General features: G+C 64.5%; 6 protein-coding genes. 1 reads left to right on the top strand and 5 read right to left on the bottom strand.

Going from position 1 to position 7,539, the window contains the following annotated elements:
* Positions 1-127: 127 nt before the first annotated feature.
* From LO50_RS21060 to LO50_RS21080, 5 genes are all read right to left on the bottom strand, one after another.
* Positions 128-1,654, bottom strand: coding sequence for a glucan biosynthesis protein G (locus tag LO50_RS21060; RefSeq protein ID WP_023446778.1), 1,527 nt, complete (start codon positions 1,652-1,654; stop codon positions 128-130).
* A 187-nt stretch (positions 1,655-1,841) separates the two neighbouring features.
* Complete coding sequence (bglX, locus tag LO50_RS21065; protein ID WP_044316250.1) at positions 1,842-4,133, bottom strand: beta-glucosidase BglX; 2,292 nt, start codon at positions 4,131-4,133, stop codon at positions 1,842-1,844.
* Between the two features lie 102 nt (positions 4,134-4,235).
* A complete protein-coding gene (locus tag LO50_RS21070; RefSeq protein WP_023446780.1) occupies positions 4,236-5,015 on the bottom strand; it encodes a PhzF family phenazine biosynthesis protein in 780 nt (259 codons plus the stop codon).
* 143 nt (positions 5,016-5,158) lie between these two features.
* Positions 5,159-5,869: an LrgB family protein gene (locus LO50_RS21075; protein WP_023446781.1), complete on the bottom strand. Its 711-nt coding sequence runs from the start codon at positions 5,867-5,869 to the stop codon at positions 5,159-5,161.
* Positions 5,866-6,231 (bottom strand): CidA/LrgA family protein, encoded by a 366-nt coding sequence (locus LO50_RS21080; protein WP_023446782.1) that lies wholly within the window; start codon positions 6,229-6,231, stop codon positions 5,866-5,868. Before LO50_RS21080 ends, LO50_RS21075 begins: the two co-directional genes overlap by 4 nt.
* A gap of 301 nt (positions 6,232-6,532) precedes the next feature.
* Between LO50_RS21080 and ccoG the strand changes: the two genes are divergently transcribed.
* Positions 6,533-7,539 (top strand): cytochrome c oxidase accessory protein CcoG (gene ccoG / locus LO50_RS21085; RefSeq protein WP_044316251.1); only part of this gene is annotated, 1,007 nt, incomplete at its 3' end.

Genomic DNA, 7,539 nt, shown 5'->3' on the forward strand with positions numbered 1-7,539 from the left:
CAGTTCATCATGCAGCGCGAACAGGCCGCCCCGCTCGGCCGCCTGCCGGTATCTGGCCGGGTCCTCGGTTTCGTTCAATGCCAGGCCGTCGCAATAGTTTTGCGTCAGACCATTCACTGCATGCTGCTCATTCATGGGGAGGAATCTGGTAGGTCCAGGTTTCGGAAAGGGTCTTGTCGCCATCGACCAGCGCCGCACGCATCTCGACCGGGCGCGCCGGGTCGCGAACCTTCACGCGCAGCGTCAGGCGCCAGCCCTTGGTGACGGTGTTGTAGCGCAGGTTGTTTTCCACCAGCTCGGCATTGTCATCGACGCTGACGCGCGTGCTGACCGGCGCATCCTCGGCGAGCTTCTCCAGCACCGGCCCGACGAAGTCCACGACCAGCGCCGTGCTGCCGTCAGGCTGGCGGATCAGGTTGGCCTGCTTGACGTCGCCGGTGGAGATACGGGTCTGCTGCACCCACGCCAGCTCAGGATCGTGCAGGCTCGGTTCGTCCATGGAAAAGTGCAGGCGGTATTCCAGATCCAGCGACTGGCCGGGCTCCGGCTGCTTTTCCGGGGACCAGAAGGCGACGATGTTGTCATTGGTCTCGTCAGGCGTCGGGATCTCGATCAGCTCAACGTGGCCCTTGCCCCAGTCGCCGCGGGTTTCCACCCAGCCGCTCGGGCGCAGCTCGTAGCGGTCGTCCAGGTCTTCGTAACGGCCGAAATCGCGAGTGCGCTGCATCAGCCCGAAGCCGCGCGGGTTCTCCACGCTGAACGCACTCACGGCCAGCCGCTTCGGATTGTTCAGCGGACGCCAGATCCATTCGCCACTGCCGGCATGAATCGCCAGACCCTCGGAGTCATGCAGTTGCGGACGGAAGTTGGTGACATTGCTCGGCTGGTTGGCGCCGAACAGGAACATGCTGGTCAGCGGCGCAATCCCAAGCTTGCCGACCTGCTCGCGGAGAAACACCTTGGCCTGCACGTCCAGCGTGCTGTCCTTGCCCGGCGTCAGCACCATGCGATAGGCGCCGGTGGCGCGCGGCGAATCGAGCAGCGCGTAGATCACCAGGTTGCGCCGATCAGCCTGCGGCCGCTCGACCCAGAATTCGCGGAACCGCGGGAACTCCTCGCCCACTGGTAGTGCCGTGTCGACCGCCAGCCCGCGCGCGGAGAGCCCGTACCACTGGCCCTTGCCGATGATGCGGAAGTAGCTGGCGCCGAGCAGGGTCATCACCTCGTCCTGCTTGTCCTTCTTGTTCAGCGGATAGAGCACCTTGAAGCCGGCGAAGCCCAGCCCCTCCAGCGAGGCCGGGTCGATGTCGACACCGCCGAACTCGAACATCGACGGGTCGTAGCGAATCTCGCGCACTTTCGTCGCGGTGATTTCATTGATGCGCACCGGCGTGTCGAAGTGCATGCCCTGGTGATAGAACTGCAGATGGAACGGGGTTTCGACGTCCTTCCAGTAGGCATGCTCCGGGTTGAAGCGCACGCGCTGGTAGTCGGCGAATGCCATCTTGCGGAATTCGTCGGGCAGGTTGCTCACCGGCTCCTCGTAACCGCTGGCAGCCAGTTCCTGAGCCCGCTTGGCCACATCGTCGAGGCTGAACGCCAGCGCACTGCCAGCCATAAGCATGCACAGGCCACCCGCCAGACCGGCCAGCATGCGTGCCGGCTGATTCCCCGTGTTCCATTGAAAAATGCGTAACACACCGCCTCCGAATTACACGTTTGTGCAGAGTTCGCTCTGCTTCGCTGTTTCTGATCGCCTACAACCCACGTATTCCGCCGCTTTGCTCTACAGCGCGGCAGCGGTCGTGGGCTGGATGCAGATCGCCATACAGAAAAAAGTCTTACAACAACTCGAATCGCACGCTTTGCACCGACCGCGAGTCGAGGCCCAACTGGACTTCAAACTCGCCGGGCTCGGCCACGTAGTCGAGTCGCGCGTCAGGAAACTTCAGATCGTCCTCGCCCAGTTCAAAGCGCACTACCCGCGACTCGCCTGGCTCTAACATGAGCTTTTCGAAGCGCTTGAGTTCCTTGATCGGACGTACGCTGGAGCCGACCAGATCCTGCAGATACAGCTGCACTACCGTCGCGCCGGCGCGTGCGCCAGTGTTCTTTACCGTTACGCTGACCTCCAGAATCTGGCCGCGTTTCAGCTGATGTCGTGAAAGCTGCGGCTTCGCCAGCTCGAACTCGGTGTAGCTCAGGCCATAACCGAACGGGTACAGCGCACCGTTGGGTTCTTCGAAATACTGCGAGGTGTAGTTGCCAGGGCGACCCTCGACGTAGGGTCGGCCGAGTCGCGGGTGGTTGTAGTAGGTCGGAATCTGGCCAACCGAGCGCGGAAAGGAGATCGGCAGTTTGCCGGACGGGTTGTGCGCACCGAGCAGCACCTCGGCAATCGCGTGCCCGCCCTCGGTGCCGGCGAACCAGGTTTCCAGCACGGCATCCGCGTTGTCCTTGACCCAGCCCAGTTGCAGCGGCCGGCCATTCATCAAAACCACCACCAGCGGTTTGCCGGTGGCAGCCAGCGCTTCGAGCAGTGCCTGCTGGCTGGCCGGCAGCGTGAGACTGGTACGGCTAGAGGATTCGTGGGACATGCCACGTGACTCGCCCACCGCAGCAACGATCACGTTAGCCTCGCGCGCGGCACGCACGGCCTCGTCGATCATCGCCTGCGGCAGGCGCGGGTCCTGCGTCACTTCCGGGCGATCCCAGTTGAGAAAGTTCAGGTACTCGATCAGTCGCGGATCGTCGGTGACGTTCGCGCCACGGGCATGAACGACCCGGCCGGAATCGCCCACTGCAGCCTCGAGTCCCTGGCGCAGCGTCACCGTCTGTGCCGCCACACCGGCCGCCGACCAGCTGCCGAGCATGTCAACGTGGGAATCGGCCAGCGGGCCGACCAGCGCGATGGTCGCGTCCTTGCGCAGTGGCAGCGTCTGCTGACGGTTCTCCAGCAGGACCAGCGAGTCGCGCGCCACTTGCCTTGCCGCCTGGCGATGCAGGCGGATTTCGGCATTGACCTCGACGGGATCGTCCGCCGCCTTGCCGATACGCCGATGAGGATCATGGAACAGGCCGAGGTCGTACTTGGCACCGAGCACACGCCCCACGGCCTGGTCGATCAGCTCGATCGGCACCTCACCGCGCTCGACCAGCCCCGGCAGTTCCTGCAGATAAAGCGAGTCATGCATGCTCAGATCGATACCCGCCTCGATCGCCAGGCGCGCAGCCTCGCGCCCGTCGCGGGCCACGCCGTGGCGCAGCAGTTCGTCGATGGCGCCGTGGTCGCTGATGTTCAGCCCACGGAAGCCCCAGTCGTCGCGCAGCAGGTCGCGCAACAGCCAGCGGTTGGCGCTGGCCGGCATGCCGTTGACGGTGTTCAGCGCGATCATCACGCCGCCTGCGCCGGCGTCCACCGCGGCACGGTATGGCGGTAGATAATCCTGATGCATACGCTGCGGACTCATGTCGACCACGTTGTAGTCGCGGCCCCCTTCCACCGCGCCGTACAGGGCGAAGTGCTTGACGCTGGCCATCACGCTGTCCGCGGCGCTCAGGCGCTCACCCTGATAGGCGCGCACCAGCGTGCCGGCGATCTGCGATACCAGGTAGGGATCTTCGCCGAAGCCTTCGGAGGTCCGGCCCCAGCGCGGATCACGGGTGATGTCGACCATCGGTGCAAATGTCAGGTCCAGGCCGTCGGCGCTGGCCTCGATGGCCGACACGCGACCGCTAAGGGCGATGGCCTCGAGATCCCAGCTCGACGCCAGCGCCAGGCTGATCGGGAAGATGGTGCGGTGGCCGTGAATGACGTCGTAGGCGAAAAAGATCGGAACGCCCAGGCGACTGCGCAGCGCCGCATCCTGCATGGGGCGGTTGTCGGCGCGGGTGACCGAATTGAAGGTGGCGCCAATGCGTCCGGCAGCGATCTCCTCGACGATCCGCTCGCGCGGCATGTCACCACCGATGCTGATCAGCCGCAGCTGGCCGATCTTCTCCACCAGGGTCATGCGCTCGAGCAGGGTTTCGATCAGCGCCTGCCGGTCATCCAGCGGCAACGCGGGCTGTGCCGCACTGGCGAACGAGCCCATCGCGCTGGCAAGCAGGACAAACGGCAACAGCCTTTTCATCATCACGTTCCGCAACCCCATTCGTTAGAACCGATCAGCCACACACAGGCACACCCATCGCGCCGCCTGTGAAAGCCGATCGCAATGGGTTGAAGACAATTTTTAAAGTTCGATGGTGCCGTCGAGATAAAGCACGGCCTGCCCGGCCACCATCACACGATCCGCTTCGACCCGGCAGTGCAGGATGCCGCTACGTTTCGACGCCTGCAGCGCCACCAGCTCGTTACGCCCCAGCCGCTCGGCCCAGTACGGCGCAAGCCCGGCATGGATGGAGCCGGTGACCGGGTCCTCGTCGCCGCCGTTGGCTGGCCAGAAATAACGGGAGGCGAAATCCTGCTCGCGTCCCGGCGCGGTCACTACCACATCCAGTGGCGCCAGCGTGCGCAGCGCCTGCAGATCGGGCGCCAGCGCCCTGACCTCGCGCTCGTCACGGTAGACGGCGAACCATGCCTGCGGACTGCACAGCACCGCTTCCGGCTCGCACCCAAGCCCCTGCAACAATGCCGCCGGCGGTTCGGCAACCGGTTCCGGCGCGCGGTTGGGGAAGCTCATTTCCAGCATGCCATCAGCCCGTCGCTGCACCGCCAAGTCACCCACAGCGGCGGCGCGGAAGGTCAGCGGTGCCTGAGCCAGGCCCGCTTCCAGCAGCACAAAGGCGCTGGCCAGCGTGGCATGGCCGCAGAAGTCGATTTCAGTCAGTGGCGAAAACCAGCGGATGTGAAACGCCCCGTCCGCTTCGCGTACGAAAAAGGCCGTTTCAGAAAGATTGTTTTCGGCGGCGATGGCTTGCATCAGCGCGTCCGGCAGCCAGGTTTGCAGGGGTATCACTGCCGCGGGATTGCCCCTGAAGCGCTCGGCAGTGAAGGCATCGACCTGGAACATCCGCAATTTCATGTTTGCACCCTGTGCACGGTCAAGCGACCGCTGCCTACTCTAACCGGGCGGACGGAGTGCTAGCCAGTGGTGCGTGAAGGCTGAAGGGCCCGGAATCCGTCCGGTTCACCTACTTTCGGCAGCGCCGCGCATCAGCCCAGGGCAAAGGGCAGCAGCAGCGCGATCAGGATGCCCAGCAGACTCATGCCCAGCGCGGCGAAAGCGCCGCATTCGTCACCCTCTTCCAACGCCCTCGCCGTACCGATGGCATGCGCGTTGATGCCATAGCTGAGGCCCCGCGCGGCGGGATGCTCGACACCTGCCCAGCGCAGCAACAGCGGCCCCAACGCGGTGCCGATAACGCCGGTGAGCATGACGAACACCGCCGCCAGCGAGGCCAGTCCACCGAGCTGCTCGGCCACCAGCATGGCGATGGGCATGGTCGCCGACTTCGGCGCCAGGCTCATCAGCACCGGCAGCTGCGCGCCCAGCGCCCAGGCGATCACCAGCGTCAGCACCACGCTGAGCACGCCGCCCACAGCCAGGGTAATGACGATCGGCCAGAACAATTGCTGAATCCGCTTGAGGTGACGATGCAGCGGCACCGCCAGCGCCACGGTTGCAGGCCCCAGCAACATGGCGATCAACGAGGCACCCTCGCGGTAGCGCGCGTACTCCAAATCCACCAGGGTGAGCGTGCCGACTACCAGCAGCATGCCGATCATCACCGGCTGCAGAACCAACCAGCCGCTACGCCGATAGAGCATCAGCGCGAGTTTGAAAGCGATCAGCGTCAGCGCCACGGCGAACAGCGGATGCACCACGACGGCCGCCCAGGCCGTGCGCCAGTCGAGAACCGTCATGCCTGATCCTCCCGCTTGAGATCGAGCCGGCGAATCAGTCGCTGCATCAGCCAGCCGCAGAACGGCACGGTGATCAGCAACGACAGCACCAGCCCGGCGGCGATGGCAGGCAGGTCATCCAGCAGCGCGGCGCCGCTGGTCATGATTCCGGCGGCGGGCACGATGAGCAGCAGCGGCAGGTACTGCAGCAGCAGCGCCGCGGTCTTCTCCAGCGACTCGGGAATGCTGCGGCGCAGCAACAGGAGGCCAAACAGCAACAGCATGCCGATGATTGGCCCAGGCAATGCCGGCAGCAGCACCAGATTGATCAGGTTGCCGAACAGTTGCAGCAGCACCAGCCAGGTCAGGCCCTTGAGAATCATCGGCGGCGCTCCATTGACGGCAGGTCAGAAATCATGACGACAGCTCCTCAGTGCGTGGCAAAAGGTTTCGACTATGGCTTTGTTGGCAGCGGCGCAACAGATGCAGATTGGCACTAAAAAAGCAGATCAGCCGATCCCGAAACGTTCCACTGATGCAGGTCAACCCATTGTCCGAAGACGTTGCAGGGCAGGCAACCGATGCTCATCTGATCTGTATTTTGGCTGTTCATCTGAGTCTGTTATGCAGCACCACTGGCAGGGATCATCCGCTTCGCCTGAAATGCCTATGGGGCGAAGCCTAATGACCGACCGCATACCCGCGCAGATCATCGAAACCGTTGATCCCAGCCAACCGATCCGCCTGACGCCCGCGCAGGGCGGCGGGCCCATTCATACGCGCAGTTTCAGCGGCCGGTTCCGCAACCTGCGCCTGTTGGGCGGCGCGCTGCTGATGCTGCTCTACTTCGGCACCGTCTGGCTGAACTGGAACGGGCGCCAGGCGGTGCTGTGGGATCTGGACCGGCAGCAGTTTCACATCTTCGGCGCCACCTTCTGGCCGCAGGATTTCATCCTGCTCTCGGCGATTCTGATCATCGCCGCGTTCGGCCTGTTCTTCATCACCGTGCTGGCCGGACGCATCTGGTGCGGCTACGCCTGCCCGCAGAGCACCTGGACCTGGATGTTCATGTGGGTGGAAAAGATCACCGAGGGTGATCGCCTGCAGCGCATCAAGCTCGACGCCGCGCCCTGGTCGGCCGCCAAGCTGCTGCGCCGTGCCGCCAAGCACACGCTATGGCTGGCCATCAGCCTGGCCACGGCGATGGCGTTCGTCGGCTATTTCACCCCGGTGCGCGAACTGGTGGCCGACCTCGCCCGCTTCGAGGTCGGTGCCACCACCGCCTTCTGGCTGCTGTTCTTCACTGCCGCGACTTATATCAACGCCGGCTGGCTGCGCGAGCAGGTGTGCCTGCACATGTGCCCCTACTCGCGCTTCCAGAGCGTGATGTTCGACGCCGATACCCTGCTCGTCTCCTACGACACAGCCCGTGGCGAGAACCGCGGCGCGCGACGCAAGGGCAGCGACCCGCGCGCGCAAGGCCTCGGTGACTGCGTCGACTGCACGCTGTGCGTGCAGGTCTGCCCCACCGGCATCGACATCCGCGACGGCCTACAGCTGGACTGCATCAGCTGCGGTGCCTGCATCGACGTCTGCGACAGCGTCATGGACCGGATGGGTTACGCTCGCGGCCTGCTGCGCTACACCTCCGAACGCGCGCTCAAAGGCGGCGCCACCCGCCTCTTGCGGCC

The organism is Stutzerimonas stutzeri, from assembly GCF_000935215.1.
Classification (GTDB): Bacteria; Pseudomonadota; Gammaproteobacteria; order Pseudomonadales; family Pseudomonadaceae; genus Stutzerimonas.

Bases quoted from the DNA above. Each gene is read 5' to 3' on its own strand.
- bglX (WP_044316250.1), bottom strand. From the start codon at position 4,133: ATGAAAAGGCTGTTGCCGTTTGTCCTGCTTGCCAGCGCGATGGGCTCG.
- LO50_RS21070 (WP_023446780.1), bottom strand. From the start codon at position 5,015: ATGTTCCAGGTCGATGCCTTCACTGCCGAGCGCTTCAGGGGCAATCCC.
- LO50_RS21080 (WP_023446782.1), bottom strand. From the start codon at position 6,231: ATGATTCTCAAGGGCCTGACCTGGCTGGTGCTGCTGCAACTGTTCGGC.
- LO50_RS21075 (WP_023446781.1), bottom strand. From the start codon at position 5,869: ATGACGGTTCTCGACTGGCGCACGGCCTGGGCGGCCGTCGTGGTGCAT.
- LO50_RS21060 (WP_023446778.1), bottom strand. From the start codon at position 1,654: ATGCTGGCCGGTCTGGCGGGTGGCCTGTGCATGCTTATGGCTGGCAGT.